At 67.2% G+C, this 24,487-nt stretch carries 30 protein-coding genes; 8 read left to right on the top strand and 22 right to left on the bottom strand.

From position 1 onward, the window contains the following. Both E6G92_04240 and E6G92_04245 read right to left on the bottom strand, forming a co-directional pair. Positions 1-621 (bottom strand): phage tail protein I, encoded by a 621-nt coding sequence (locus E6G92_04240; GenBank protein TMJ19028.1) that lies wholly within the window; start codon positions 619-621, stop codon positions 1-3. Positions 622-623: 2 nt separating this feature from the next. Then, complete coding sequence (locus E6G92_04245) at positions 624-1,532, bottom strand: baseplate assembly protein (protein TMJ19029.1); 909 nt, start codon at positions 1,530-1,532, stop codon at positions 624-626. 11 nt (positions 1,533-1,543) lie between these two features. Between E6G92_04245 and E6G92_04250 the strand changes: the two genes are divergently transcribed. Next, complete coding sequence (locus tag E6G92_04250; GenBank protein ID TMJ19030.1) at positions 1,544-1,834, top strand: DUF2158 domain-containing protein; 291 nt, start codon at positions 1,544-1,546, stop codon at positions 1,832-1,834. Here the strand turns inward: E6G92_04250 and E6G92_04255 are convergent. From E6G92_04255 to E6G92_04305, 11 genes are all read right to left on the bottom strand, one after another. Continuing rightward, complete coding sequence (locus E6G92_04255) at positions 1,831-2,310, bottom strand: phage virion morphogenesis protein (GenBank protein ID TMJ19031.1); 480 nt, start codon at positions 2,308-2,310, stop codon at positions 1,831-1,833. The two genes, E6G92_04250 and E6G92_04255, sit on opposite strands and share 4 nt — an antisense overlap. Then, positions 2,307-2,987 (bottom strand): phage tail protein, encoded by a 681-nt coding sequence (locus E6G92_04260; GenBank protein ID TMJ19032.1) that lies wholly within the window; start codon positions 2,985-2,987, stop codon positions 2,307-2,309. The genes E6G92_04255 and E6G92_04260 overlap by 4 nt, the downstream gene beginning before the upstream one ends. 74 nt (positions 2,988-3,061) lie before the next feature. Continuing rightward, complete coding sequence (locus E6G92_04265) at positions 3,062-3,496, bottom strand: hypothetical protein (GenBank protein ID TMJ19033.1); 435 nt, start codon at positions 3,494-3,496, stop codon at positions 3,062-3,064. Further along, positions 3,493-3,702, bottom strand: coding sequence for a hypothetical protein (locus tag E6G92_04270; protein TMJ19034.1), 210 nt, complete (start codon positions 3,700-3,702; stop codon positions 3,493-3,495). The genes E6G92_04265 and E6G92_04270 overlap by 4 nt, the downstream gene beginning before the upstream one ends. Continuing rightward, positions 3,699-4,328, bottom strand: coding sequence for a secretion activating protein (locus E6G92_04275; GenBank protein ID TMJ19035.1), 630 nt, complete (start codon positions 4,326-4,328; stop codon positions 3,699-3,701). The genes E6G92_04270 and E6G92_04275 overlap by 4 nt, the downstream gene beginning before the upstream one ends. A gap of 109 nt (positions 4,329-4,437) precedes the next feature. Then, positions 4,438-4,791 carry a hypothetical protein gene (locus E6G92_04280; GenBank protein ID TMJ19036.1) on the bottom strand — a complete coding sequence of 118 codons (354 nt, stop codon included), beginning with the start codon at positions 4,789-4,791 and terminating at the stop codon, positions 4,438-4,440. Positions 4,792-4,793: 2 nt separating this feature from the next. Beyond that, complete coding sequence (locus E6G92_04285) at positions 4,794-4,991, bottom strand: phage tail protein (protein ID TMJ20704.1); 198 nt, start codon at positions 4,989-4,991, stop codon at positions 4,794-4,796. A gap of 17 nt (positions 4,992-5,008) precedes the next feature. After that, on the bottom strand, positions 5,009-5,485 hold the full coding sequence (locus E6G92_04290; GenBank protein TMJ19037.1) for a head completion/stabilization protein: 477 nt from the start codon (positions 5,483-5,485) through the stop codon (positions 5,009-5,011). Between the two features lie 155 nt (positions 5,486-5,640). Then, positions 5,641-6,396 carry a terminase gene (locus E6G92_04295; protein ID TMJ19038.1) on the bottom strand — a complete coding sequence of 252 codons (756 nt, stop codon included), beginning with the start codon at positions 6,394-6,396 and terminating at the stop codon, positions 5,641-5,643. Positions 6,397-6,431: 35 nt separating this feature from the next. Beyond that, entirely contained in the window at positions 6,432-7,553 is a 1,122-nt protein-coding gene (locus E6G92_04300; GenBank protein ID TMJ19039.1) for a P2 family phage major capsid protein, read from the bottom strand. A gap of 57 nt (positions 7,554-7,610) precedes the next feature. Beyond that, on the bottom strand, positions 7,611-8,477 hold the full coding sequence (locus tag E6G92_04305) for a GPO family capsid scaffolding protein (GenBank protein ID TMJ19040.1): 867 nt from the start codon (positions 8,475-8,477) through the stop codon (positions 7,611-7,613). A gap of 188 nt (positions 8,478-8,665) precedes the next feature. Between E6G92_04305 and E6G92_04310 the strand changes: the two genes are divergently transcribed. Beyond that, complete coding sequence (locus tag E6G92_04310; protein ID TMJ19041.1) at positions 8,666-10,498, top strand: hypothetical protein; 1,833 nt, start codon at positions 8,666-8,668, stop codon at positions 10,496-10,498. Continuing rightward, positions 10,499-11,530 carry a phage portal protein gene (locus E6G92_04315; protein ID TMJ19042.1) on the top strand — a complete coding sequence of 344 codons (1,032 nt, stop codon included), beginning with the start codon at positions 10,499-10,501 and terminating at the stop codon, positions 11,528-11,530. Here E6G92_04315 and E6G92_04320 read toward each other — a convergent pair whose 3' ends face one another. From E6G92_04320 to E6G92_04330, 3 genes are all read right to left on the bottom strand, one after another. Further along, positions 11,531-12,031, bottom strand: coding sequence for a hypothetical protein (locus E6G92_04320; GenBank protein ID TMJ19043.1), 501 nt, complete (start codon positions 12,029-12,031; stop codon positions 11,531-11,533). Between the two features lie 247 nt (positions 12,032-12,278). Further along, positions 12,279-12,659 (bottom strand): hypothetical protein, encoded by a 381-nt coding sequence (locus E6G92_04325; protein TMJ19044.1) that lies wholly within the window; start codon positions 12,657-12,659, stop codon positions 12,279-12,281. Positions 12,660-12,860: 201 nt separating this feature from the next. Continuing rightward, entirely contained in the window at positions 12,861-13,613 is a 753-nt protein-coding gene (locus E6G92_04330; GenBank protein ID TMJ19045.1) for a hypothetical protein, read from the bottom strand. Between the two features lie 393 nt (positions 13,614-14,006). On the opposite strand from E6G92_04330, the gene E6G92_04335 reads away from it, so the two are divergent. Beyond that, positions 14,007-14,342 (top strand): hypothetical protein, encoded by a 336-nt coding sequence (locus E6G92_04335; protein TMJ19046.1) that lies wholly within the window; start codon positions 14,007-14,009, stop codon positions 14,340-14,342. Positions 14,343-14,476: 134 nt separating this feature from the next. Here the strand turns inward: E6G92_04335 and E6G92_04340 are convergent, their stop codons facing one another. Both E6G92_04340 and hppD read right to left on the bottom strand, forming a co-directional pair. Next, a complete protein-coding gene (locus tag E6G92_04340; protein TMJ19047.1) occupies positions 14,477-15,703 on the bottom strand; it encodes a hypothetical protein in 1,227 nt (408 codons plus the stop codon). A gap of 187 nt (positions 15,704-15,890) precedes the next feature. Then, on the bottom strand, positions 15,891-16,940 hold the full coding sequence (gene hppD / locus E6G92_04345) for a 4-hydroxyphenylpyruvate dioxygenase (GenBank protein TMJ19048.1): 1,050 nt from the start codon (positions 16,938-16,940) through the stop codon (positions 15,891-15,893). A 58-nt stretch (positions 16,941-16,998) separates the two neighbouring features. On the opposite strand from hppD, the gene trxB reads away from it, so the two are divergent. Further along, positions 16,999-17,979 carry a thioredoxin-disulfide reductase gene (gene trxB, locus E6G92_04350; protein ID TMJ19049.1) on the top strand — a complete coding sequence of 327 codons (981 nt, stop codon included), beginning with the start codon at positions 16,999-17,001 and terminating at the stop codon, positions 17,977-17,979. A 144-nt stretch (positions 17,980-18,123) separates the two neighbouring features. On the opposite strand, the gene E6G92_04355 is transcribed toward trxB, so the two are convergent. Genes E6G92_04355 through E6G92_04370 form a run of 4 tightly spaced genes read right to left on the bottom strand, consistent with a single transcriptional unit; the run spans position 18,124 to position 20,876 of the window. Then, positions 18,124-18,996 carry a hydrolase 1, exosortase A system-associated gene (locus E6G92_04355; protein TMJ19050.1) on the bottom strand — a complete coding sequence of 291 codons (873 nt, stop codon included), beginning with the start codon at positions 18,994-18,996 and terminating at the stop codon, positions 18,124-18,126. Then, complete coding sequence (locus E6G92_04360; protein TMJ19051.1) at positions 18,903-19,571, bottom strand: hypothetical protein; 669 nt, start codon at positions 19,569-19,571, stop codon at positions 18,903-18,905. The genes E6G92_04355 and E6G92_04360 overlap by 94 nt, the downstream gene beginning before the upstream one ends. Further along, entirely contained in the window at positions 19,568-19,846 is a 279-nt protein-coding gene (locus E6G92_04365) for an acyl carrier protein (GenBank protein TMJ19052.1), read from the bottom strand. Before E6G92_04365 ends, E6G92_04360 begins: the two co-directional genes overlap by 4 nt. 37 nt (positions 19,847-19,883) lie before the next feature. Next, positions 19,884-20,876 carry a GNAT family N-acetyltransferase gene (locus E6G92_04370; GenBank protein ID TMJ19053.1) on the bottom strand — a complete coding sequence of 331 codons (993 nt, stop codon included), beginning with the start codon at positions 20,874-20,876 and terminating at the stop codon, positions 19,884-19,886. 55 nt (positions 20,877-20,931) lie between these two features. Between E6G92_04370 and E6G92_04375 the strand changes: the two genes are divergently transcribed. From E6G92_04375 to E6G92_04385, 3 genes are all read left to right on the top strand, one after another. After that, on the top strand, positions 20,932-22,428 hold the full coding sequence (locus tag E6G92_04375) for an acyl-CoA ligase (AMP-forming), exosortase A system-associated (protein TMJ19054.1): 1,497 nt from the start codon (positions 20,932-20,934) through the stop codon (positions 22,426-22,428). Between the two features lie 8 nt (positions 22,429-22,436). After that, positions 22,437-23,669 carry a pyridoxal-dependent decarboxylase, exosortase A system-associated gene (locus tag E6G92_04380; protein TMJ20705.1) on the top strand — a complete coding sequence of 411 codons (1,233 nt, stop codon included), beginning with the start codon at positions 22,437-22,439 and terminating at the stop codon, positions 23,667-23,669. A 164-nt stretch (positions 23,670-23,833) separates the two neighbouring features. Continuing rightward, positions 23,834-24,484 (top strand): polysaccharide export protein, encoded by a 651-nt coding sequence (locus E6G92_04385; GenBank protein ID TMJ19055.1) that lies wholly within the window; start codon positions 23,834-23,836, stop codon positions 24,482-24,484. Positions 24,485-24,487 lie beyond the last annotated feature (3 nt).

Consider the following 24,487-nt stretch of genomic DNA (forward strand, 5'->3'; position numbering starts at 1 on the left):
TCAGAGCTCCAGGAGATCGCCGGATTCGGCCTGCAGCGGCTCGCCGTCCTCGGTGGTGAGGAAGCTCCCCTCCTCGACGACGGCCGCCAGATCGAGGCGGGCGAAGCCGGCGGTGCGACCGGCGCCAACGACGGAAAGGCCGGCGGCCGCGGTGATCGACTGGATGAACTCGAGGTGAGAGCGCAGCGGCTTCACGCGCGAGATCTCGCGCACGAGCCGCTCAGCGAATGCCGCCGTCGATCGATCGCCGCCGCCGGCGAGCAACGGGAGTGTCACCTGGAAGCGGTGGGGGTCGAGCCGCGGCTCCGCTTCGAACCATTCGACCAGCTCGAGGAGCGGATCGAAGCGGCCGAGGACGGCGTCGATCGTCGCTGGCGTCCCCTTCCGGCGCTGGATCTCGATCGCGCGCGCCGTCTCCTCGCGCTTGCGCGCTTCGGACCAGGCCGAATCCCAGGTGTCGATCGACAGGCCCCACGCCAGCCAGGGCAGGAGATCGGCGGCGCACATTGCCGGATTCCACAGATCGGGGAGCGGGATCGGGACGCCGGAGACGCGCGCGGCCGCGGCCTCGAGGCCGCGCTCGAGCGGCCGCGCGTTGGGAGGGAGGAGCGTCTCCGTCATGCTCAGTCGCCCACCCCGCCGGCGGTGAGCTCGATCCCGGTGCACCAGGGCGCCTGAGTGGCGCCGAGCACCAGATTGTCGGCGGGCGAGACCAGATTGACCCGTTGCACCCCTTCGACGTGGAGGGAGGCGTAGAGGCCCGATATCGTGATATCGCGGCCGAGCCGCTGCGCGCTGTCGCGATAGGCCTCGACGCTGGCCTGGGCGACGTCGAGCACGACGGAAAGATCGGGCCCGTCGTAGACGAAGAGCTGGGCCTCGATCGCATATTCGACGATCTCGGCCGACGCGACGGTGACGAGATCGGTGAGCGGCCGAACGCTACGCCCATTGACGACGGCCGCGACGGTCTCGAGCAGCTCGGCGCCGGCGGCGCCGTTGCCCGATCGCGAAAGGACGCTGACGAGGACCTGGCCCGGCTCGGGGCTGGTCGCGCTGGCGTCCAGCACTTCGGCGTCGGCCGAGCGGGCGTGGAAGACGTATGCGAGCTCGGGCCCGGCGACGGAATAGCTTTCGGGCGCGAGCACGACGCGGCCGCGCAGCGCGTCGTCGTCCTCGAGCTGCTCGGCGATGCCATGCTCGGGATCGGCCTCGACGAGCACGAGGCGCGTCACCCCGAAGATCGCGGCCAAATGATCGAGATCCGCGCCGCGCGCGAAGGCGAGCATGACGGAGAGTGCGCGATCGTTGAATTGCTGGCGAAGCAATGTCTCGCGGTATGCGAAGACCTGGAGCATCTTGACCGCCGGCTCCGATTCAACCGTGGCGTCGAAGTCGGGCAGGATCTCGCGCAGCCGAGCGAGGCCGTCGGCGTAAATCTCCTCGAAAGAGATCTTCTCGACGACAGCGGGCGGCGGCAGCCGCGAGAGGTCGACGGCGGTTGAGGCGGCAGATCCGGACACGATCGCCATGTCGCCGCCCGATGCGCGCCGCCGCCAGCGAGGCCTGTTGTAACCGGCGCCTATACAACAGGCGGCGCGCAGCTTGCGAATATACGCTAGGCGACTATGCGGAGGTCATGGAGACAGAAGTTTTCAAACCCGGCGACGTCGTGCGGCTGAAGTGCGGCGGGCCGACCATGGTCATCGCACCTCCGGCGGGCGTGGTGGGCAGTCAGGATTCGGTCTACTGCCTCTGGCATAGCAGCGAAGGCGTCCTTCAAGGGCAGGCCTTCAGCCCGGTCGTTCTTCGACGGTCTACGCCCTCGAGCTAGCCGCGAAGATGGGCGTCAACTAGCTCGAGCACCTTTAGCCGATCTTCGGGCCCGAAACCGAGGACGCGCCGCATCGGGTATTGAGCGACGGGCGAGCTGGGGTCGCGGGTGACCGTGTCCTCAAGACCCTCCTGGTGAACCGTCATGATCCGGGCCATCGCCCCGACGAAGCCAACCCGCGATTCGCTCGCCGTGGCCTGGACGCGAAGATGCTGCCGAGCGCGGGCGCGCAGAAACATCTTCCCTTGCTTACGCCGCAGCGCCCCACCGCCGGCCTTCGATCGCAGCCGGCGGGCCCGCTTGCGCGGAGTGAAGGCGGTGCCCTCCGGGTCGACGTTCTCCCCGATCCGCTGGGCGTTGGCCTTCTGCAGCTCGCCGGCGATCTTTCGGCCGAGCTTGGTGCGCTCCGCCGGCTTCAGGCGGCCCACGAAGTCGACGAGGTAGTCGTCGAGGGCCTCAAGGCCGTCGGCCATCATTCATCGCCGGCATCGAGGATAAGCGTGTCGCCGAAATATATCTGCGTCAGCGGCGGCCGCGGCGGCGTCAGGCCGCCGATCGGCTCGCCCAGCAGTAGATCGTCGAGAGAGGGCTCGGGCTCGTGCACCGCGTCGAAGCCGCCGGCGTCGCGCGGAATTACGCGCACCGTCTCGCTCAGCTCCAGCTCGAAAAGCAGATCGACCGTCTTCGTGTCGATTACCTCCACTTCGAAGGGCACGGCCTGATCGCCCCTGTCGTGATTGAGGAGGAGATCGGGCTGGTGCTCGCGAAGCCAGTTCACGATCGCGATCGCGATCGCGTCCTCGCTCCCGGTGAAGTCGATGATCAGGACATTGAGCCGATAGCGATATTCGAAGCCTAGCGGCCCGCCGAGCCGCCCCGCGATCCGGCCCTTGTCGCTCCAGATCCTGAGTAGCGCCGGATCGCGCTTTAGCTCCGGGACCGCCCCGGTGAGGACGTTGCGAAGGCTGGCGGGCTTCAGCATCGGCGGATCACCGAGCCGGCGCCGCCCTCGCGGCCTCGAGTTCGCGATCGCAGCGGCGCGCGGAGCGACGGTTGGCCATGCACGCGGAAAAATTGTGCACCCAGGAGAGGCGGCGATTCGCCTCGGCGAGCGCACCGTCATAGCCGCGCAGGACCTGGGCGGCGTCGGCATCGGTGTAGCAAAGGCGTGTCGGATCGAACGCGCAGGTAGCGGACGCTTGGGGAATGGAGGGCCCGGGAACCTGCTCAGTCCGCTCCGGCGGAATCGTTACCGCTCGCGTCGGGCGGATCGACGTCGCCAATCCGCAGGCTGTCAAGGACAGCAGCAGTGGCAGGGCCGACAGGCTGAGCGCTCTGCTCGGGATATTCGGTGACCGCATTATTGATTTCCCTTTCGAGATGTTCGGAGCGGGCGCGGTTGCGCTGCTCGATGCGGACGTCTTCCGCGTTGGCGGCGCGCTCGGAAGTGAGCTCGCGCCTGGTGACCTCGGCCGTGACGCCGTTCTCGTAGTTTTGGATGACGCCGCGGTCGTGAAAGTAGAACCACAGCTTGACGCCGCCGAAGATCGCGCCGGCGGTAAGAGGGATCGCGATGGCGACGAGGATGCGCATCGCGATCTTGGGGGCGACGTCGCTGGCAACACCGCGGGCGACCAGCTTCGCGACGAGCCAGGCGATCATTGCCCGGGCATCCTGCGCACGAGGACGGCGATCACGCCGGCGGCGATCGCCACATAGCTAAAGGGCTCGGCCAGCTCCTTCGCCCCGATGACGGCGCCGACGACGCCGGTCCAAGTGGACGGCTCCCGGCCTCGGGCGATCAGCCATTGGCCGAACTCGCGCGCCTCGCCGACAAGGTGGCGGAGATAGGCGATCGGGCGGATCATCGGCCTGCTCCCGAGCATTTGCGTCGGTCGACGTTGCCGACGCGGTGGGCGATCCAGCCTCGGTAGAAGACGCGCAGCCGGGGATTGACCCTAACGAGGCGACCGTATTCATCGCGCTGCCGGGCATCGAGGCTGCTCAGCATCGCGACGCAAAGCCGCATAGCGCCGAGCCGCGCCTGGCACGATGCGAACGCGGCCACCGTGCCGGTGGCAACCCGCCCGTCGACGGGAATTCGCGTGCCGCAAAGACCGTTGATCGATTGCTGGAGCCACCGCGACGGCCGCTGCGCCCCCATGTTGACGGCCGTGTCGAAAAGCTCCTCGGCGACCGCCGCGTCGAGCTCGATCAGTGGAGCGTAGCCCGGCGCCACCAGATATTGCCGATAGTAGATGCTCTGCGCGACTTCGCGAGGAAGCTGGCGCATCGGCCCGGTATAACCGTTCTGGACCGCAACTCGCTTGGTGATCCCCATATTGGTCTCGCCGCCGGGGTCCGCTTTGTGGTTGACGTAGCCGCCCTCGACCGCGAGCACGCCCACGATCATGGCTAGGGCGGCGGCGCCGATCGACTTTCCGCCGACGCGCCTTCCGGCGGGCTGCGGCGCGGGACCACTCCTGTTCGTCATTGGTCTTCCTTCTCAGTCTCGAGGGGCATGTCGGCCGCGCCGGGGCGGTCGTCCCTGTGCGGCTCGTTGTCGTTGGCGGGCGTGGGAAGCCGATCGGCGCCGGCGAGGATCATTCCGATTCCTCCCTGCGGCGCCGCAGCCAGGCGCGGGCAATGTCGGGCAGCTCGGCGACGACGGCGATCGCGCGCTCGCGGAAGCGGGGGAGGGCGTCGTAGGCGATCAGGCCGGCGGTGAAACCGATCGCCTGCCCCATGAAGTCGCCGACATCGAAGATCGCTTCGAAGGCGAGGCGGACGTACCAGGAGACGCAGATCCCGATGGCAATCTGAATCAGCCGTTGCGTCCAGCTCAGCCCCCCCTTCAGCGCGACGGCCACCGTCGCGCCGATCGCCGAAGGCGCCAGCGCGGCCGCGAGGTTCTTGATCGCGGCGAGGATCTCGGCGGGGATAGTCGGGTGGTCCATTTTCAGTCCCAAAGTTGAATCAGGGGTTGATCGGCCGCCGGCGCGGCCGCGATCGCGGGCAGGAAGACGGACGTCCCTTCGGGTAGGAATGCGCCGAGCTCGGCGAGGCCTCGGTTAGCGGCGAGCACGGGCTCGATGGCGACGGTGCCGATCGAGCGCCAAAGGAGCGCGTCGAGCGGCTCGCCGGCGTGGGCGGCCACGGTGAGGCCGGCGGCCACTAGATCAGCTCCACGCTGGTCCTGGGGACGCCCAGGATGTCGCGGATCGCATGAATGCCGTTGCGGCGGTGTTCGTCGGCCGAGAGACTTCGCTCGTCGTTCCGTTTCTCGCCGTCCTTCGTCGCGCTGATATCGCTATGCGTCTCTGCCAGATCGGCGGCGGCATGGGCGAAGACCGCGCGGCGGTAGAGGATCACGAGCTCGGGCTCGAAATCGACCTCGTCGCACGCGACGCCGTCGAGCGCGGGGAATCCTGCCGCTATCTTCTCGATCGCCCAAGCCCTCAGTTCACGCCTGACAGTGAGGATGCCACCGCGCAGAGCGTCTCGGGCGCGCGGATCGGTGACGATCGCGCCGAGCCGCATCGAATCGCGGAAGCCGGACAGGCTGACAGGCGGGAAGAATCCCCCGCCGTCGACCATGTCCGCATCCTGCTCGGGAGGGCCTTCATCTTCGGACGCAACGAAACCGGACACAGGCGACGACTTCCCTTCGAAATTTACGGGGGGTGGGGGAGCCGATCAGAGGCGTAGGCAAAGGGAAAACCCCGCCTCGATCTTCTCCCGCCCCCCGAGCGCCGCGGGGCGAGCTATGGTGCCGGGTGTCCCCCACCGGCGGAATTCGTCGGCGGTTAGGCGCCGCCCTCGTCGCCGGCGGCGAGCTTGATCCGCTCGCGCTCGAGGCGCTCGACCTGTTTCTTGACGCCGGCCTTCGGATCGAGCTCGAGCGCCCGCCGTAGGCGGCTAATCGCGCCTTCGGTCGCGGCCCGCTTCGCGCCGGCGGGTCCATCGGCGCCGGCCTCGATCGCATCGGCCGCGCGCGCGAGCTCAAGACCGATCGCCTTCGCCAGCTTCGCGCGGACCTGGTCCGGCATATCCTCGCCGGCGGTGAGATCGTCGGCCTCGAGGAGCACGGCGAGATCGAAGGCATCGCCGGCCCCGAGCGTCTTCAGCGCGTTCTCGGCGATTTGCTCGGCGACGACGCAGCCCGCCGTCCGCTCGAAACGGGACGGCAGTTCCACTTTCCACCGCAGCACATAGGCGGCCAGATCGAGGGCGAGGCGGTAATCCTCGACGTCGATCGCCCAAATCATGATCTGGGCCACAACGTCATCCTGGGCGCCGGTGGCGCCCTCGGCCGCGACCGCGTCGAGCACGCCGGCGCACCACGCGTAATAGTTGGGGATGAGATCGCACTTCAGCCCGATCTTCCCTTCCGTGGACTGGATCTCGCGCAGCTTCGCGAGATCCTGCCCCAACTGGGCGCGCATGAGCTCATAAGCCGTTGCTTCGGGGCCTTCGGGCCCGCGCTGCTCCGGCGCCAGCGCGGCGGCGGCCGCGCTGGCGGTGGCGAGGCAGCGATCGCGGTGGCGACGTGCAAGGCTCATCTTTCTCATCCCTCTCGGTTCCTATCGCTCAGGGCTTACGGGGCGACCGCGCGGGCGGGGGCCGGGCCCATGACGATATTCTCGACGAGGGCGGAGCGGCCGTAATCCTCGACGACATAGGCCTCGTTCACGCTCTGATAGTCCTCGATCTGATCCAGCGCCGGCTCGTCCTTGATCTGGCGCCGGCGGGTGCCTTCCTGAGCGTAGATCGAGAGGTTATCGAGGCTGGTGATCAGGAGCGCGTTGGCCGGGAAGAACGGCACGGCGACAGCCTTCTTGCCGCCGATCTTCTTGGCCGATTCGAGGATGCGATCGCGCGCCTCGATCTCGGTCGCGGTGTTGGCCGCCGAGTTGATGATCGGGAAATATTTGTCCTCCTGGAGGTCGCGGCCCAGGATCACGACGAGATCGGTGTCGTCACGATGCCACTCGTCGAGCAGCTCGGTCGCGTCCTTCACCAGCGCGTCGAGATTGACGTAATCGGCCTCGGCCGTGGTGGCGTTGGTGCCGTCGTAGAGCTCTCCGACGTCGGCGACGTAGATCGCCTTCAGCGCGGCGCGATTGGTGCCGTTGGAATAGACGGTGAGATCGCCGTCGTTGAGGACGCGCGCCGGCGCGAAGGCGCGGATCTTGAACAGCCAGCCCTTGTTGACGTCCTGCAGAAGCGGATAGGCGACGCGATCGGTCTGCACGGCGACGTCGACACCGTTCCATCCGATCATGATCCGGTCGCGGCCCTGCTGCTTGAGGATCACCGTCGTCAGGAGATTCTGGAATTCGGGCTTATGGCGCCAGGCGTCGAGCTTCGAATATTTGATCGCCGTGTCGAAGTCGGTCTTCTCGCAGCGGTAGCGGCCCTCGTCCGACGTGTCGGTGGGATCGGTGGGAGTGCGGCGGTTGCCGGCGGCGGTGTTGGTGCGGCCCGCGATCGTACGGGTGACGTTCACGCCGACCTTGTCGCCTTCCTGCTGCACGACGAGCTCGAAATTGATCCTCGACAGGAAGTCGCTCTCGACCTGCAGCTTCTCCTCGAGCGTCTGCTCGACGGCGGGCGCGATCGTGAACTTGGTCGCCGTGACGTCGGTGTCGGAGACCTCGTTGATCTCGGCGATGCGCTCGACATAGTTGTTGAAGAGCAGGCGGGTTGCTTTGAGCATCTTAGTCTGTGTCCTTGCGGCCTAGCGGGAAGAAAAAGCGGGTTGGTCCCCTGAAGATCAGCAGTCGGTGAGTGCGAAGTTCTTTCCGCCCGTGGCCGGCGGCCGACGACTGGTGCCGCCGTCCGTCGTCTCGACCGTCGTGGCGAGCGCGTCGTGATCGGAGCGGAGCTTGGTCAAAGACGCCTTCAGCTCCGCGTGTCCGGCGCCCATCGCGGCATTGAGCTTTTCGAAGCCCTGGCCGATCGATGCCTGCAGCGCCGCGAAGTCGCCGGTCTCGCCCCCGGGTGCGACAACCGGCGGGGTCGCCGGCGCCGGCGCGGCGGGCTTGAACTGGCTGAAGAACTCCGTCGCTGCCGCCACCGCGGCCGCGAAGCCGGTCTTCTCCTCGGCTGATGCCTCCTCGAAACCGAAGTCGATCGCCTCGTCGACCGCGCTGAAGAAGTTGCCCTTATCGATCTTGCGCGACGCGAACGGGTTCTTTTCGCCCTGGGCCGCCGCGAAGGTGAGGATCTCGGTGCCGAGCGAAGCCGGGCTGTCGGTGACGGCGAGGCCCTGCAGATAGGCCTTGCCGCTGTCAGCGAAGCTGGGGTTGATCTCGATCGAGGGAAAGAGCTTCTGGCCCTTGGCGTTGGTGGAGACGAGGTTGTCGAGCGCGTCGACCTGGCCGTAGAGCGCCAGGCGCTTTTCCGTCTTGCCGGCGATGTTGAGGTTGATCTCGCGCGCCTCGACGGCGACGACGTCGCCCTGGGCGTTGAAGGGCGGTTCGGGCGAGATCCCGCGCAAATGCTCGATATTGACGCGGGCCTGATAGGTGGCCGGATCATAGGTCTCGGCCATTTCCTGGATCAGCTTGCGATCGATCGTGCGCCCGTCACAGGTCGCGCCTTCGACGGCGAGGCGGAAGAACTTCGATCGTTTTGCCATTTGGGCTGAGCTCCGGTCCAAAAAATCTCGGTGGCGACGCGCCGGGACAGGGGAAAACCCGACGCGCCGCCGAAGCCCGGAATGGAAGGAAAGAACGGCCTCGGCTCAAGCCGGGCCTGTTGTAACCGGCGCCTATACAACAGCGGGCGAGCGCCCGCCGGCGGCCGACGCGGTTAGCGTTCGGTCCCATGCTCCTAGCCCCGATCGAGAGGCCTGAATTCGCAGATGTGCGCCGCGAGGCGCGCAGCCTCTATTGGCGCGGGTGGGGCGTGACGCAGATCGTCGACGAGCTCAACCGCATCGGCGAGACGATCGAGGGGTGGAAGGCCCTGAAGCGGTCGACCGTCGAAAGCTGGAAGCAGCGCGAGAAGTGGGAAGAGGCGCCTTCGATCCGGCGAGCAGAGGAATCGGTGATCGCCCGATTCCAGCAGCTCGTCGCCAAGGATCAAAAGACCGGCGGCGACTTCAAGGAGATCGACCTACTCGGCCGACAGATCGAGCGTCTCGAGCGATGCCGCCGTTACCGCGACTCAGGTAACGAGGCCGATCTCAACCCCAACGTCGCCAATCGAAATTCCGGCCCGAAAAAGAAGCCCCGACCCAACCAGCTCCTGCCGGAGCACGTCGAGCAGCTGCGCGAGGCCTTCGAAGAAGAGTGTTTCGAATATCAACTGACGTGGTGGCGCGCCCGCAACCAGCGGACGCGATTCATCCTCAAGAGCCGCCAGATCGGCGCGACCTGGTACTTCGCGCGCGAGGCGCTGATCGACGCGCTCGAAACCGGCCGAAACCAGATATTCCTTTCCGCCTCGAGGCGACAGGCCGAGATCTTCCGCCGCTACATCATCGAGTTCGTCTTCCGCGTGACGGGCGTACAGCTCAAGGGCGAGCACCTGATGATCGACCGCGGCGACGACGAGGAATCAGGCCAGCCGCTTGAGCGGCCGACGATCTTCTTCCTCGGCGCCAACTATCGCACCGCCCAGGGCGAGCACGGGAATTTCTACTACGACGAGTGCTTCTGGGCCCAAGACTTCGACACGACTGACGACGTTGCGAGCGGCATGGCTTCACAGAAGCGGTATCGGGAAACCTACTTCTCGACGCCGTCGACGGTCGCGCATCAGGCCTACAAGAAATGGTCCGGCGAGAAATTCAACGAGGGCCGGCCGAAGAAGGATTGGACGAAGATCGATACCTACGCGCCGGAGCTGCAGGCCGGCGCGGTAGGCGAAGACGCAATCTGGCGCCATGTGGTGACGATCGAGGACGCGGCCGCGGGCGGCTGCGATCTGTTCGATATCGACGAGCTCCGCCGGCGCAAGGCCCCGGACGTCTTCGACAACCTCTATATGTGTCGCTTCGTCGACGACAGCCAATCGGCCTTCCCCTTGGCAATGATGTCGCCGTGCAGGGTCGACAGCTACGACAAATGGCGCGACTTCGACGGGCTGCAGCTCCGGCCGTACGGGCGAGGCGACGTGGCGATCGGCTACGATCCTCAGGAATCGGCCGACGGTGACGACGCCGCTTTGGCGGTGATCGCGCTGCCGACGAAGAAGGGCGGCAAATTCCGCGTTCTCGAGAAATTCCGGCTCAAGGGCGACTTCGAAGCCCAGGCCGGTGCGATCTTCCGGCAAATGGGGCGCTACAGCGTCGTCGACATCGCGATCGACAAGACCGGCGTGGGCGCCGCCGTTTACCAGCTAGTCGTCAAGCGATTCCCCGCCGCGCGCGGGATCGACTATTCGGCGCCGCTCAAGGCGATGATGGTCTATAAGGCGCGCAGCGTCATCCAGGCGGGCCGCCTCGAGTATGACGCCGGCGACAAGGATATCACCGCCAGCTTCATGTCGATCCGGCCCGAGCTTACCAAGGCCGGCCGATCGATCACCTACGTCGCGAGCCGCGCCGGCGACACGGGCCACGCCGACGTCGCCTGGGCGATCATGCACGTCCTCTATAACGAGCCGCTCGACGGCGAGCTCAGCCATTCCTCGAGCACAGTGGAGATATTCTAGATGACCGACCAGACCAGCAACGCCGGCGCGCGCAGCGCCCGCGTCGAGGCCTTCACCTTTGGAGATCCGGAGCCGGTGCTCGATCGCCGCGATTTGCTAGGCTGCGTCGAGACCAGGCACAATAATCGGTGGTACGAGCCTCCGGTCTCGATGAACACGCTGGTCCGCGCCTTCGATATCCCGGGCCCGCACTCGAGCTGTATCCGGCTCAAGGTCAATCTGCTCGTCGCGCATTTCGAGGCATCGCGCTGGCTCGGCCTGGCCGACTTCAGGAAATGGGCGCTCGACTTCCTCGCCACCGGCAACGGCTATCTCGAGCAGCGCAACAATCTCGCCAGCCGGCCGCTGCGCCTCGCCCATAGCCTGTCGCGGTACACTCGACGCGGCCTGATCGAGGGTCGCTACTTCTTCACGCCGGGGTGGCGCCAAGAATACGAATTCGAGCCCGATCGGATATTCCACCTGATCCAGGAACACCCGACGCAGGAGCTCTACGGCGTTCCCGAATTCCTGGGCGCCCTGCAGGCGGGGTTGCTCGGCGAGGCAGCGACCCTCTTTCGTCGCCGCTACTATCTCAACGGCAGCCATGCCGGCTTCGTCTTTTACATGTCGGAAGAGAGCGTCACCAACGAGGACGTCGATTCGATCCGAAAGGCGCTGAAGGAAGCGAAGGGCCCGGGCAACTTCCGCAACCTCTTCCTTCACGCGCCCAAGGGCAAGAAGGACGGAGTACAGATCATCCCGATCAGCGAGGTCGCGGCCAAGGACGAGTTCCTGAATATCAAGATCGTGTCGCGCGACGAGATGTTGGCGGCCCATCGGGTGCCGCCCCAACTGCTCGGGGTGGTGCCGGCCAACGCCGGCGGCTTCGGCGACGTCGCGAAGGCGGCCGACGTCTTTCTTCGCCTCGAGATCGTGCCGCTCGCTATCCGATTCCTCGAGCTCAACGATTGGCTGGGCTTGCCGGCCGTGCGCTTCCCCTACCTCGAGCAGCTCGCCAAGTCGCCGGCCCTGCTCGAGGCCGCGGCCTAGTCAGCGCCGGTCGCGCTCCTCGGCAACAGGTGCCAGCTCGGCCAGGCACCGCCATTTTCCTAGCAGCGCGAGGATCTCGCGCGCCGTTTCCCGGGCCCGGCGCCGGCGAGCGCGGGCTTCCGATGTGGCCTTCGCGCCCGAATAGAAGGCAGCATAGTCGACGACCGTGGCGATAGGATCGACCAATCCGGCGAGCTCGACCGGCGCGGCCGCGGCCCGGTCGTCGGCCCGAATCGCCGCGACCTGAAGCATGAGGCGCTGCAGTTCGTCCTGCAGAGTGTGAACGTAGGCGCGCACTGGCGGCGGCAGCGCGGCGATCGACTTCTCGTCGGCTCGCCAGCCGGCCACGCCGCCGTACCCCCTGAGTAGCTCGAACACGCGGCCGACGTCGGCCGCGCGCACCGTCATATACCCATTGTCAGTGGTGCGACGCATTGCCTCGCCCGCCTCCCGCTCGAGGCGGGCGACGAAGTCCTTCAGCGACTCGACAGGGGCGGCCATCGCCGCACATGGAACGAATGTAGAACGGAGCGCAAGGCGCCGGAGCTCGACCCCGAGCGCCGCGCTTGCCCCCGCGCCTCGCCTGCTCGCTTTTGGGGTCGCTATTGATGCAAATTGCCGCTTCCGCCCGCCTGGGGGCGGCGCCAGGCGGCAAGGCGATCGCCGGCCGAGCCCTAGGACCTCAGCGTCGCCGGCGCGCTTCTGGGGCGTTTACGGCGCCGATTCCGCGTGACGCGGATTGATGCACCTACGCGGCGATTCTCGACGGCTCCGTTGGCGGGGGATCGTCGTCGGCCGAAGGTTCCAGATCCAGCGGCGTGACGCCCTCGATCTGCAGGGGATTCATGCTGCAATTTACTAGCGTCATGATTGGATCGCACATCGATCGCGCGGCGACGAAGTAGGCGGTGCCTCGGCATTTCGAGATCTTGCACTGGCTGGTCCGGTCGATCAGGGAAAAGTCGCCACCCCGAACTCGTGCCGTCGCCGGCAAATCGACGTCGAAAAACGTCCTGCATTTGACGCAGCCGGCGCGGACGACTGCGCTCTGCGCAATCATCTTCTCTACTGTTCTGGCCCAGTGGGGCCATATCCTCTTTCTCCACGGCATGAGCGGAACGTAAGTCATGAAAGATGAATAGGAAATAGCCCTGTAGTCGTCTTCGTCTCGGTCGGCGGCGTTCGGTGTCACTGAGCTCGGCTTTTTCGTGCAGCCGGAAATCGCTGGCGCCCATTGGGAGCCCCCCGTCGGCGCAAGCCGGCGGGTTCGGCGGTCGCGTTCGATCCGCCGTTGGATGCCTGGTCGGCCTTGGGGGAAGTCGCCACCCGATCAAGCAACGCCGCGCGTAGCGCGTCCGCTTATATTTAGATCCTGAGGTGGGGACACTGGCTGTATTGAACACTCGCGCTCAGCCACCTTGTCGCCGAGGCGGGCCAAGGCCTCGGCCAGCTCGCCGCTGGGCGAGGATTGTCGACGTTCTCTCTGGGGCACCGCCGGGGCAGAGTTCGCCCGTCGTCGGCGCCGACGTTCGCATAGGTCGCGGAATCGCTGCAGGACGCGCCTGGTGAGCTTGGTGACGTCGAAGAAATAGGCGTTGGTGTCCTGCTCGCGCTGAGGGCCGGCGTTCCCAATGCGGTCTGTTGCGCGCGTCCGCCTGACCCAATCGAGGAAGCCATGCCGCCGCAGCCTTGCGAGCGCCTCGACGACGGTCTTCCGGGCAAAGCCCGTCACCTTCTCGATCCACGCGATTGGCGGATCGAGGCGCCCTGTCTTGAAGTCGAGCTTGTTGCCGAAGCATAGAGCCTCGAGCACGAGAACGCCGTAGGGCGTTATGGGCCCCCGGCTTCCGTCTCGGCGACCCCATGCATCGAATTCCTTGGCGCATTTGACCAGGTCCTCGAGCCACCCCAGCGCGACATTGGTCGAGCCGCCGGCGATCGGCCGAAACACCTTCGCCCTGGGATCGTCGACGTCGTAGCTGTTGCGTCTGACGCCTCGATCGGGGCCGCGCGTCTTCCCGGCCAGACCAAAGGCGGTGCGTTGAGTGATCGCGCGGATCTCGCGCTTGCTGGGCGCCGTCATGGCCGGCGCTCCTGATAATCGGATTGGCGAACGGGGCAGCTAGCGCGCCCGCGCGCAGAGAAGGCGAACGATTTCATTTCGGCCTCCGGTGCGGAAGTCGATGGATGCACGAAACCGCCGGCTGAAGACGGGTCCTCAGCCGCGCGGCTCGCAAGCGAACCTGCGCTGATGCGCAGGGGAAAAGGGGAGTGAGCTCGCCCCGCTAATCTGGATTAGGTTGGCCCACGCCCTGGGCGTGTTCCCCGCGCGGGGGGCCACGAGGCCCGAGGGCCTTCGTCCCGCGCGGGTGCCTCAAACCTTGATAGAGCGCCTCTGGCGATTACGTAGGTAGCAGTCCTCCGCTACCATCCCGTTCCTGAAGCGTTCAGAACGAACACGGCAAAGGGCCAACGCATGATCGCGACGACCGGATATCTGATCGCCTCCGCGCTCGCCTCGGCCGCGCCGGCGCAGCCGGCCGCGCCGGGCTTTTCGGGGCTGTGGACTCGCTGGTCCGGGGTCAACGCCGAATCCCTTCAGGCCGAGACGACCCGCGCCGCCCCGGCTCAGGCCGAGGGCGTCTATCGCGCCGGAAGTCCGGAGCTGGGCGCCCGCGTCGGCGAGGAAGTGCGCGGCGGAAATTGCGCGGAAGGCGAGCGGCTCGCCCGCGCCGCCGGCGATTTTCCGCTGCTCGAAGCGGTGCGGACCCATTGCCGCGCAGGTGCGGTCCAGGCCGTTTCGCGCCGGTAGATTCACCCGGAGTCATCCCGGCGCAGGCCGGGACCCATGAACCGAAGCGTTTGTAAGGATGCAGCGAGTCTTTCATCTGTCTCTCAAACACCGTGTTCATGGGTCCCGGCCTTCGCCGGGATGACTCCATCCCTTTAAGCGATCCGCTCCAGATAGCCGCCCGACCAGAGCGTCTTGATCAGCTCGACGGGCTTCTCGCACTTGAGGTCCGCCGCCGTGAAGGGCGCGCCGGACAAAGCCACGTCGAGCGCGTCGCCGTCGTCGGCCTCGAACTGCGAATCGCCGCCCGGGCCGATCAGCACCAGCTTGCCTTCGTCGTCGGCCACGTTCCACGGCACGAAGCGGCGGCGGCGGAAGCGGTCGGTCTCGAGGCTGCCGGTGCCGGCGGTGGCGATCACCCCCGACACGTTGGGGCGGCGGCCGCGGACGAAATTGTCGGCCAGCAGGTCGAACGCGCCATCCATGCTCGCATGGTCGGCGATCTCCTGCCTCAGCAGGTCGAAATGCGCGCGGGCCTCCTCCCGGTCGAACTCGCGCGAGGCGAAGCCGGGCGGAAGCGAACGGCGGAAGGCGGGCGAGGTCAGCGCCAGCTCCGAGATCGATTCGAGTGCGAGATCGGCCCAGGTCTTGGTGATCAGGCCGACCGTGATGTGAAGCGACGGTTCGTCGCCGACATTCTCGGCGTCGTGCATCATTCCGCGCGGCATGTAGACGCAGTCGCCCGGGTTCATCGTGAATTGCTGGGTGATCTCGCCGGGCTCATGCTGGCCGAGCTGGAACGCCTCGCCCCGGAACGGAGTCTCGACCGGCGTGCCGTACATCCGCCAGGCCTTGGCGCCCGAGACCTGCATCACGAACACATCGTGATTGTCGTAGTGGATCGGGAAGCCCTGGTTGCCCGAGGGCGTCAGGTAGATGTTGGTCTGGACGTGGCAGGAGAAGATCTCCTCCAGCGCGCGGCAGAACTCGCCGAGGCGGAAGATCGAATCGTGAAGCTGCGGAAGGATGATCGTCGAGCCGTTCAGATATTCCTCGGCGATGGTCACCCGGCCGACCCGGCCGTGGCCGTCGACATAATCGTCGCGCGAAATCCGGTTCTTGTGGTTGGTGAGGTCGACCATCCCTTCGCGAAGGTCCGCGCTGTTGAGGAATTCGTCGAGCATCTCAAGCGTCAGCAGGTCGGCGTAGCGGCGCGGTTCGTTCCGAATGTTGATCAGCGCCTCGCGCTCGTAGACGCGCTTCAGGAAATCCTCGGGCGTGGTCGGGGCGATGAGGAAGCCGAGCGCGTCCTCCTCCCAGCTCGGCGAGGGGCCCGCCGTATCGTTGTCGCCCGTCTTCAGTGCAGCGCCCGTCATTCCCATGCCTCCCCGGTGATGCGCCGACCTTATCGGCGGGCGGGGGGCGGCACAAGGAAGAGGGCGCTCACCGTGCGACACCTCGTCATTGCGAGCGTAGCGAAGCAATCCAGTCCGGACTCGGAGGCCGCTGGATTGCTTCGTCGCTACGCTCCTCGCAATGACGGCCAAACCCTACGACAACCGCTTTATGTCAGGCCTCCGCCTTCGCCGCCGGGATGACTCCGCGCTTGATCTGGTCGAGCTCGATCGATTCGAACAAAGCCTTGAAATTGCCCTCGCCGAAGCCCTCGTTGCCCTTGCGCTGGATGATCTCGAAGAAGATCGGGCCGATCATGTTCTCGGTGAAGATCTGAAGCAGCAGGCCCTCGCCCGTCTCGGGCGAGCCGTCGATCAGGATCCGCCGCTCGCGCATCGCCTTGACGTCGTGGGCGTGGCCGGGGATTCGCTGGTCGATCATGTCGTAATAGGTTTCGGGGCTGTCCTGGAAGCGGACGCCGTTGGCGCGGAGCATGTCCACCGTCTTGAAGATGTCGTCGGTGGCGAAGGCGAGGTGCTGGATTCCCTCGCCTTTATATTCCTTCAGATATTCGGCGATCTGGCTGTAATCGTCCTGGCTCTCGTTGAGCGGGATTCGGATCTTGTCGTCCGGTGCGGTCATCGCTCGGGAGAGGAGGCCCGTCTGCTGGCCCTCGATGTCGAAATAGCGGATCTCGCGGAAATTGAAGACCTTCTCGTAGAACGACGCCCAGTGGTTCATCCGGCCGCGATTGACGTTGTGGGTGAGGTGGTCGAGCGTGTGGAGGCCGGCGCCGGGGCCGCATATGGCGATCGTCTCGAACTCGCGCGCATAGAGCGCTTCGGCCGCGGGCCGGTCGACCAGATAGAGGTAGGAGCCGCCGATCCCTTCGATCACCGGCAGGTCGAGATCGCCCTTGGTGGCGGTGGCGCCGCGGCGGACGGCTTCGGCAAGGGCGGCCTCGGCATCCGCGACCCGGAAGGCCATCGCGCTGGCCGAGGGGCCGTGGGCCTTGCGGAATTCGTCGGCATGGCCTTCGTTTTCCATGTTGAGCAGGAAATGCACGTCGCCCTGGCAATAATGGCGGATCGCCTTCGCGCGGTGGTTGCCGATATGGGTGAAGCCGAGCCTGGTGAAGAGGCCGGCCAGCGCCTCGGGATCGGGGCTGGTGAATTCGACGAACTCGAAGCCGTCGAGGCCGATGGGATTGTCGCGCTGGGTCATGGGGCGGGCTCATATCAGGGCCATTGCGCGGGGGGAAGCGGGGCACTAACTCGCGTCAATGACCGCTACGCACTCCTCCCGAATGATCATCCTCGGCTCCGGCCCGGCCGGGCTCACCGCCGCCATCTACGCCGCGCGCGCCGGCATGGCGCCGATCGTCGTCCAGGGCATCCAGCCCGGCGGGCAGCTGACGATCACCACCGACGTCGAGAATTATCCCGGCTTCGCCGACGTGATCCAGGGCCCGTGGCTGATGGAGCAGATGCAGAAACAGGCCGAGCATGTCGGTGCCAAGATGGAGTGGGACCATATTTCCGCGGTCGACCTCTCGCAGCGGCCGTTCCGGCTCACCGGCGACAGCGGCGCGGTCTATTGCGGGGATACTTTGGTGATCGCCACCGGAGCGCAGGCGCGCTGGCTGAACCTTCCGAGCGAGGAGCAGCTGAAGGGCAAGGGAGTCTCGGCCTGCGCGACCTGCGACGGCTTCTTTTACCGCGGCAAGAAGGTGATCGTGATCGGCGGCGGCAACACCGCGGTCGAGGAAGCGCTCTACATGACCAACCACAGTCATGACGTCACCCTGATCCACCGCCGCGATTCGCTTCGCGCGGAGAAGATCCTGCAGGACCGGCTGTTCGCCCACCCGAGCATCAAGGTGATGTGGAACCGCGAGGTCGCCAGCTTCGTCGGCGGCGGCGAGCCGGAGGGGCTGGTGGCGGTCGAGCTGCGCGACACGGTGACGGGGGCGATCGAGCGGCTGGACACCGAAGGCGCGTTCGTCGCCATCGGCCATTCGCCCGCCACGGAGCTGTTCAAGGGCCATCTGACGCTCGACCGCGACGGCTATATCGAGGTCGAGACCGGCACGACGCGGACCAGCGTGCCCGGCGTGTTCGCCTGCGGCGACGTGATGGACAAGATCTACCGCCAGGCGGTCACCGCCGCCGGCACCGGCTGCATGGCCGCGCTCGACGCGGAGAAGTTCCTCGCCGAGATGGATTTCGAGGAGCACGCGCCGGCCGAGGCGCAGGTCGCCTGACGGCCGGAATCTGTTCGCGCGGAGACGCGGAGGCGCGGAGGGGCTGCCCAATCGGCCAAGCCGCGCATCATCCCGGACTTGGACTTCAAGCCGCGGCGTTGCCGCGGGCAGGGCCTCTCCGCGCCTCCGCGCCTCCGCGTGAACCTAGTCCGAGAGCGCGCGCAGCGCTCTCAGGGTAGCGGCAAGCAAGATGGCCTCGTCGCCCGGGCGGGCGAAGGTGTGGGAATCGGTCGGAATCGTCTCCCGGCCTTCGATCAGGCCACGGAACGCGTCGGCTTTCAACTCCTGGGCGGCGGCGATGGCCGTCGCGTCGCCTTCGGCGAGGAGAAGCCAGGTGCGCATGCCTCCATCCCGCAAGGCGGCGGCGGTTTCCCGGGCGAGGGGGGAGCCCATCTGCTTCGAGGAAATCCTGCCGAGGCCTTTGAGCAGCTTCCGCCAATCCACTGCGCCCGAAATGAGTTTCTTCCAGCCTTCGGCGCTGGCGAGCCGCTTGGCATAATGCGCGCGGACCGCCGCCGGGGCGGGCTCGCCCGCCTCCGTCTCGACCAGCCAGGGATTGACCAGGATCAGGCCGTCCAGCCCCGCCGCCTTGCTATGGAGCGCGAGCGCCGTGGCGCCGTCGCACAGGCCGAAGCCGACGATCCGCTCGAGCGCCGGGACCTCCTTGCGGAAGGCGGTAGCCGAGGCGGCGATGTCCGCCGCGCTGCCCTTGAAGCCGGGATCCTCCCCGGCGCTGTCCCCGACTCCGCGCCGATCGTAGCGGAAGCAGGAAAAACCGTGTTGGGAAAGCGCCTTGACGAGACGTTCGTACATTCGGTGCGAACCGATTCGGGTCTGACTTCCGCCGGTCGCCATCAGCACGCCGACGGCGCCTTCGGCAGCGTCCAGGCTGGCGGCGAGCGCGGCGCCCTCGCAGGAAAAGCTCAGGAGGCGGCGCACGAGCGGCTCCACTTGACGAGATCGGCGGCGAGCGCTTCGGCCAGGGCCGGCGAATTGCCGGGCTCGGAGCGCCGCCACAGCGCAGCCCCCTCGACCTTCGCGTCGGCCTCGGCCCGCTCGGTGGCCAGGCGGAGGGTGCGCAGCGGGGCCACCGTCGCGGGGGCCGCTGCTTCGAGCACTTCCTTGAGCGCATCGGAAGGCGCGTAGCCGGCCCATTCGACGCCGGCGATGCCCGATCGCACCATGTCCCGGGCGACCGCGGCGCCGTCGAGCGGGCTGAAGCGCCACCAGCCGCGCGCCTCGGCTGCGTCGTCGACCAGCGCGCCGCCGCGCAGGCTGGCGATCAGGGGTTTCTTCGCCTTGCCGGCGAGGTGGGCGGCGGCGGCGACGTCATGACGCCAATCGTCCCACGTCACGTCGCTCAGGTCGCGTTCGCTCTCCCCGGTGCCGGAGAGGTCGAGAAGCCAGCAGCAATGGCCCTTGCCGGCCGCGGCGCGCATCGTCGCCACGATCAGCGCCCGGGTGCGGTTCATCTCCTCGAACAGCGGGGGTACGAACAGGATGGCGGGCGCGTTCGGCCGGCCGATCCGCATCAGCCATTCCTCGCGATCCGAGCTTCGGAAGCGCTCGAAAGCGAGGGTAGCGGCGCTCACGCGAGCGTCTTGGCCCTGGCGAAGGTCAGCAAGGCGCCGAACGTCTCCATCATGTCCGCGTCGACCTCATGGTCCTCGATCAGGATTCCGAGGCGTTCCTCGAGCTCGGTGAGAAGGCCGGCGACGGCCATCGAATCGAATTCGGGGAGGGCGCCGAACAGGGCCGTTTCCTCGCGAAAGGCGGCGACGCGGGCGGGATCGAGGCCGAGCACGTCGGTGAGCACGGCGCGCAAAGTGTTCTCGACCTCGCGGGCGTCATCGGGTGCGGTGGCCATGCTCGTTCCGTCCGTGGTGGCGCTGAAAGGTTGGGGCCTAACGGCTGAAAAGGCGCCCGACAAGCGCCCGCGCGGCGCCCGGAAGGCCTCGGGGCCGCCGCCAATCATAGGCGTCGACCTGCCAGAGCACATGGCGCTCCTCCATCCAGTCCCGCTTGTAGGCGTCGTCGCCGGTGCCATAATCGATCAGGCGCACGCGGTCGGTGTCGATCGCCCGGCGGAACATCGCCTCGCCGAGGATCGTGCCGGGCGACAACGCCTTGGCGTCTTCGGCATAAGCGAGCTTGTGGATCGTCGCCTCGCCATTTTCGATCGTCCAGAGCTGGGCGGCGACCGGGCGGCCGTCCTTGTAGGCGAGGCCGAGGCGAAGCGTTCCGGCGGCGCCCTCCTGCTCGGCGAGCGCGCGAAGGAAGGCGAACGAGCCTTCCTCCGGCTTCCAGCTGGCGCCGTAGACGGCTTCGTAATCGGCCCAGGCCGCACCGTCGAAGCGGTCGTGGATGCGGATTTCGAGGCCGGCGGCCCTGACCTTGCGCTTTGCCGTGCTGCGGAGCCGGCCCGGACGGCGGGCCCAGTAAGCGGCGAAATCCTGCCCTTGGGTGCGAACGCGCCAGTTGCCGGTCTTCGCGCTGACGAAAACCGCCCAGCCGGCCGCGCGGAAGGCATCGCGCAGCGGCTCCGGCTGCTCGACCGGGGCGAGCGACACCTGGACGATGCCGCGTTTGCGCAAATCCCGGGCGAGCGACGTCATGACGTCGCTTTCGCTATCGCCGGGCGCTGCGTAGCGCAGCGAGTACCAGGCACCGTAGGCGCGGGCCTTGCGCTCGGCGATGGCGAGGAACAGCCAGGAGCTCCTGCCGTCGCGCTCGCCCCTGAGGACGGCGAGGCGCCCTTCGGGCGGGCAATGCGCGTGGATCAAGCGGAACCAGTCGAGGCGGGCGTAGAGGCTGGGCTGGCGGGCGCGGTCGAGCGCGCCGGCGGCATCGGCCGCGACGGCGTCGAGATCGTCGAACAAAGCGATATTAACGCTCACGCTTTATGCCCCTTCGCGCCGCTACTATCATGACGGCATTTAAGCAGGAGTGAAGGTGCAAGGCCCCGATCCGACGCCGCGTCCGCTCGATCATTTGACCCTGCGCGGCGAGTCCGGCGCTCCGGCGCTGACGACCCGCGAGGGCGTGCTCGACTATTCCGGTCTGGAGCGCGGGGTCGGCGCTCTGGCTGCGGGGCTGAAGGGCAGGGGCCTCGCGCATGGCGACCGGGTCGCCTCGTGGCTGCCCAAGAACCGGCTGACGAGCCTTCTGCCGCTGGCCTGCGCCCGCGCCGGCCTGATCCACGTGCCGGTCAATCCGCTCCTCAAGCGGATGCAGGTGGCCCACATTCTCGCCGACAGCGGCGCTTCGCTGCTGGTGACGGCCGGGGCGCGCGCCGCGACGTTGGAGCCCGGAGATCTGTCCTGTGCGGTCCTCGACGAGGCGGATAGCGAGGCCTTGTTCCAGGCCGAGCCGATCGGTGCGTCGGACCACGATCCCGAGGACCTCGCCGCCTTGCTCTACACCTCGGGCTCCACGGGGCGGCCCAAGGGGGTGATGCTGAGCCACGCCAACATGTGGCTCGGCGCGGTCAGCGTCGCGCATTATCTGCGGCTCGAGCCGCGCGACCGGGTGCTTGCGGTGCTCCCGCTGAGCTTCGACTACGGGCAGAACCAGTTGCTTTCGGCCTGGGCCGCGGGCGCGAGCGTCGTGCCGCTCGACTATCTTACCGCGCGCGACGTGATCCGCGCGGTCGAGCGTCATAAAATCAGCACCTTGGCGGGCGTTCCTCCGCTTTGGGTGCAGCTGATCGAGGCGCCCTGGCCCGCCGCCGCCGCCCTCTCGCTGCGAAGGCTGACCAACAGCGGTGGCAAGCTCGCGCCCTCGGTGGTGCGGCGGATGCGCGAGGTGTTCCCAACGGCGGACATCTATTCGATGTATGGCCTCACCGAGGCGTTCCGTTCGACCTATCTCGATCCTGCCTTGCTCGACGACCATCCGGATTCAATGGGCAGCGCCATTCCGTTCGCCGAGATCATGGTCGTCGGCGAAGACGGAAACGACTCTGACGAGGGCGAGCTGGTCCATGCCGGGCCCTTGGTGGCCAAGGGCTATTGGCAGGATCCCGAGCGCACCGCCGAGCGGTTCAGGCCGGCGCCGCGCTTCTCCAGCTATGGCGGGACCGCCGTCTGGTCGGGCGACCGGGTGCGCCGCGACGCGGATGGCCTGCTCTATTTCGTCGGCCGCGAGGACGGGATGATCAAGACCTCGGGCAACCGCGTCAGCCCCACCGAGGTCGAGGAGGCGGCGATCGCCTCGGGCCTGGTCCACGAGGCGGTGGCGCTCGGCTATCCCGATGCGCGGCTGGGGGAGGGGATCGCGCTGGTCGTCCGCCCGGACCGGCGCGGGGAGGAGGAGGCGCTTCGAGCGTTCCTCAAGCGCCAATTGCCCAATTTCATGCAGCCCGGCGCTATCATCTGGCGCGACGAGCTGCCACGCTCGCCCAACGGCAAGCTGGACCGGGTGGAGCTGAAGAAAGAGCTGACGTCATGACCAAGCCGATGGGCCCGATCCCCGGCGGATATACGGCGGATACGGACGGCATGCTGCTGATCGGGGGCCGCCGCGCCGATGCTCTGGTGGAGGAGGCGGGCGATACGCCCTTGTTCGTCTACGACCTCGCTCTGGTCGACGCGAAGATCGCGCGCTTTCGCGCGGCCTTTGGCAACGTGCATCTTCATTATGCCATAAAAGCAAATTCATACGCTCCATTATTGAAACATGTCGCGAAGCACGTCGACGGCCTCGACATCGCCTCGGCGGGGGAGCTGGACTTTGCCCTTCAGGCCGGCGCCGATCCCGCGGCGATCAGCTTCGCCGGGCCGGGCAAGCGCGACGGCGACCTTTCCGAAGCGATCGAGGCCGGAATCACGCTCAACGCGGAGTCGGAAGGCGAGGTCGAGCGGACGCTGGCCATCGCCGCCAAGACGGGAAAGCAAGCGCGGATCGCGGTTCGCGTCAATCCGGACTTCGAGATCAAGGGCTCGGGCATGCGCATGGGCGGCGGAGCCAAGCCGTTCGGGGTCGACGCCGCGCGCGTTCCGGCGTTGGTCCAGCGAATCGTGGAGAGCGGCGCACAATGGCGCGGCTTCCACATCTTCGCGGGTTCTCAGGCGCTGTCGGCCGAGGCCCTGATCGAGGCGCAGCGCGCGACGGTCGCGCTGGCCGCGGCCCTGGCCCAGGACGCCGGCGTCACGCCGCCAGTGGTCAATCTGGGCGGCGGCTTCGGAATCCCGCATTTTCACGGCGAACGGGAACTCGACGTGGAGGCGGTGGCGGGAGCCCTTTCCAGCGCGCTTGCCGCCCGCCCCCCCATCCTCGCCGGTACGCAATTCGCGATCGAGCTCGGCCGCTGGCTGGTCGGCGAGTGCGGGGTCTATCTGACCCGGATCGTCGACCGCAAGGTCAGCCACGGCAAGACCTTCCTCGTCTGCGACGGGGGGATGCAGCACCAGCTCGCCGCCTCGGGCAATTTCGGCCAGGTGGTGCGGCGCAACTATCCGGTGGCGATCGCGAGCCGCTTCGGCGTCGCGCCCGAGGAGGAGGAGGTGTCGATCGTCGGCTGCCTCTGCACGCCGCTCGACCGGCTGGCGGATGACGTCATGACGCCGCGCGCCGAGCCGGGCGACCTCGTCGCCGTCTTCCTCGCCGGCGCCTACGGGCTTTCGGCCAGCCCCCAAGCCTTCCTCGCCCAGGCCCCCGCGCTCGAAATGGTCGTGAACGCAGGCGATTAACGCCTCGCGAGGCTCAAGTCCCGCTTTGGGACGCGCGGCCAAATCCCCCTTGTTCCTAACGCTAATTTTACCTCTTCGCCCCATAGCCATCCCCAAAGCGCACCGTTCGATCCCGTTCCGGGACGGCTGGGGCGCGAGCGGGAGCCGAGTGAAGAGGAATGACCATGCGCCTATCCGCTAAGTCCTGGGCCGCCCTTGCAGCCACGGTCAGCGCCGTCGCCCTGACCGGCTGCGCCACCGCTCCGCGCGCCGGCAATTTGCTTCCGCCGGCGAGCCTAGCCGACGAGACGGTCGGCGCCGTGGCCGACAGCTACATCATCGGCCCGGCCGACGAGCTGACCCTGTTCGTCTGGCGCAACCAGGAGCTCAGCGTCACCGCCCAGGTCCGTCCCGACGGCCGAATCACCACCCCGCTGATCACCGACATGGTCGCCGCCGGCAAGACTCCGGCCCAGCTCGCCGACGACATCCGCGCCGCTCTCGCCCAATATATCCAGGAGCCGCTCGTCTCGGTGATCGTCAACCGGCCGCAGGGAAGCTTCTCGCAGCAGATCCGAATCGTCGGCGCCGCGGTTCGGCCGACCGCTCTGCCCTACCGCGCCAACATGACCGTGATGGACGCCATGATCGCGGCCGGCGGCCTTTCCGAATTCGCCGCGGGCGACCGCGCCAAGCTGATCCGCGCCGACCGCGCCAGCGGCCAGCAGCGCGAATACGACCTTCACCTCACCACGCTTCTGCGCCGCGGCGATATCCGCGCCAACGTCCGGCTCGAGCCGGGCGACGTCATCATCATTCCCGAGAGCATGTTCTAGGAC

Source organism: Alphaproteobacteria bacterium, assembly GCA_005883305.1.
Taxonomy (GTDB): domain Bacteria; phylum Pseudomonadota; class Alphaproteobacteria; order Sphingomonadales; family Sphingomonadaceae; genus Allosphingosinicella.

What these genes read in the sequence shown, in the direction of transcription:
- E6G92_04275 (TMJ19035.1), bottom strand. Translation starts at nt 4,328, where the DNA reads ATGACGAACAGGAGTGGTCCCGCGCCGCAGCCCGCCGGAAGGCGCGTC.
- E6G92_04255 (TMJ19031.1), bottom strand. Translation starts at nt 2,310, where the DNA reads ATGATGGCCGACGGCCTTGAGGCCCTCGACGACTACCTCGTCGACTTC.
- E6G92_04335 (TMJ19046.1), top strand. Translation starts at nt 14,007, where the DNA reads ATGATCGCGACGACCGGATATCTGATCGCCTCCGCGCTCGCCTCGGCC.
- E6G92_04240 (TMJ19028.1), bottom strand. Translation starts at nt 621, where the DNA reads ATGACGGAGACGCTCCTCCCTCCCAACGCGCGGCCGCTCGAGCGCGGC.
- E6G92_04310 (TMJ19041.1), top strand. Translation starts at nt 8,666, where the DNA reads ATGCTCCTAGCCCCGATCGAGAGGCCTGAATTCGCAGATGTGCGCCGC.
- E6G92_04300 (TMJ19039.1), bottom strand. Translation starts at nt 7,553, where the DNA reads ATGCTCAAAGCAACCCGCCTGCTCTTCAACAACTATGTCGAGCGCATC.
- trxB (TMJ19049.1), top strand. Translation starts at nt 16,999, where the DNA reads ATGACCGCTACGCACTCCTCCCGAATGATCATCCTCGGCTCCGGCCCG.
- E6G92_04245 (TMJ19029.1), bottom strand. Translation starts at nt 1,532, where the DNA reads ATGGCGATCGTGTCCGGATCTGCCGCCTCAACCGCCGTCGACCTCTCG.
- hppD (TMJ19048.1), bottom strand. Translation starts at nt 16,940, where the DNA reads ATGACCCAGCGCGACAATCCCATCGGCCTCGACGGCTTCGAGTTCGTC.
- E6G92_04325 (TMJ19044.1), bottom strand. Translation starts at nt 12,659, where the DNA reads ATGACTTACGTTCCGCTCATGCCGTGGAGAAAGAGGATATGGCCCCAC.
- E6G92_04250 (TMJ19030.1), top strand. Translation starts at nt 1,544, where the DNA reads ATGCGCGCCGCCGCCAGCGAGGCCTGTTGTAACCGGCGCCTATACAAC.
- E6G92_04385 (TMJ19055.1), top strand. Translation starts at nt 23,834, where the DNA reads ATGCGCCTATCCGCTAAGTCCTGGGCCGCCCTTGCAGCCACGGTCAGC.
- E6G92_04265 (TMJ19033.1), bottom strand. Translation starts at nt 3,496, where the DNA reads ATGATCGCCTGGCTCGTCGCGAAGCTGGTCGCCCGCGGTGTTGCCAGC.
- E6G92_04270 (TMJ19034.1), bottom strand. Translation starts at nt 3,702, where the DNA reads ATGATCCGCCCGATCGCCTATCTCCGCCACCTTGTCGGCGAGGCGCGC.
- E6G92_04295 (TMJ19038.1), bottom strand. Translation starts at nt 6,396, where the DNA reads ATGAGCCTTGCACGTCGCCACCGCGATCGCTGCCTCGCCACCGCCAGC.
- E6G92_04320 (TMJ19043.1), bottom strand. Translation starts at nt 12,031, where the DNA reads ATGGCCGCCCCTGTCGAGTCGCTGAAGGACTTCGTCGCCCGCCTCGAG.
- E6G92_04380 (TMJ20705.1), top strand. Translation starts at nt 22,437, where the DNA reads ATGGGCCCGATCCCCGGCGGATATACGGCGGATACGGACGGCATGCTG.
- E6G92_04280 (TMJ19036.1), bottom strand. Translation starts at nt 4,791, where the DNA reads ATGGACCACCCGACTATCCCCGCCGAGATCCTCGCCGCGATCAAGAAC.
- E6G92_04260 (TMJ19032.1), bottom strand. Translation starts at nt 2,987, where the DNA reads ATGCCGACGCCGCCCAGGTCCTGCGCGGCTATGACGGTGCGCTCGCCG.
- E6G92_04340 (TMJ19047.1), bottom strand. Translation starts at nt 15,703, where the DNA reads ATGGGAATGACGGGCGCTGCACTGAAGACGGGCGACAACGATACGGCG.
- E6G92_04330 (TMJ19045.1), bottom strand. Translation starts at nt 13,613, where the DNA reads ATGACGGCGCCCAGCAAGCGCGAGATCCGCGCGATCACTCAACGCACC.
- E6G92_04305 (TMJ19040.1), bottom strand. Translation starts at nt 8,477, where the DNA reads ATGGCAAAACGATCGAAGTTCTTCCGCCTCGCCGTCGAAGGCGCGACC.
- E6G92_04315 (TMJ19042.1), top strand. Translation starts at nt 10,499, where the DNA reads ATGACCGACCAGACCAGCAACGCCGGCGCGCGCAGCGCCCGCGTCGAG.
- E6G92_04365 (TMJ19052.1), bottom strand. Translation starts at nt 19,846, where the DNA reads ATGGCCACCGCACCCGATGACGCCCGCGAGGTCGAGAACACTTTGCGC.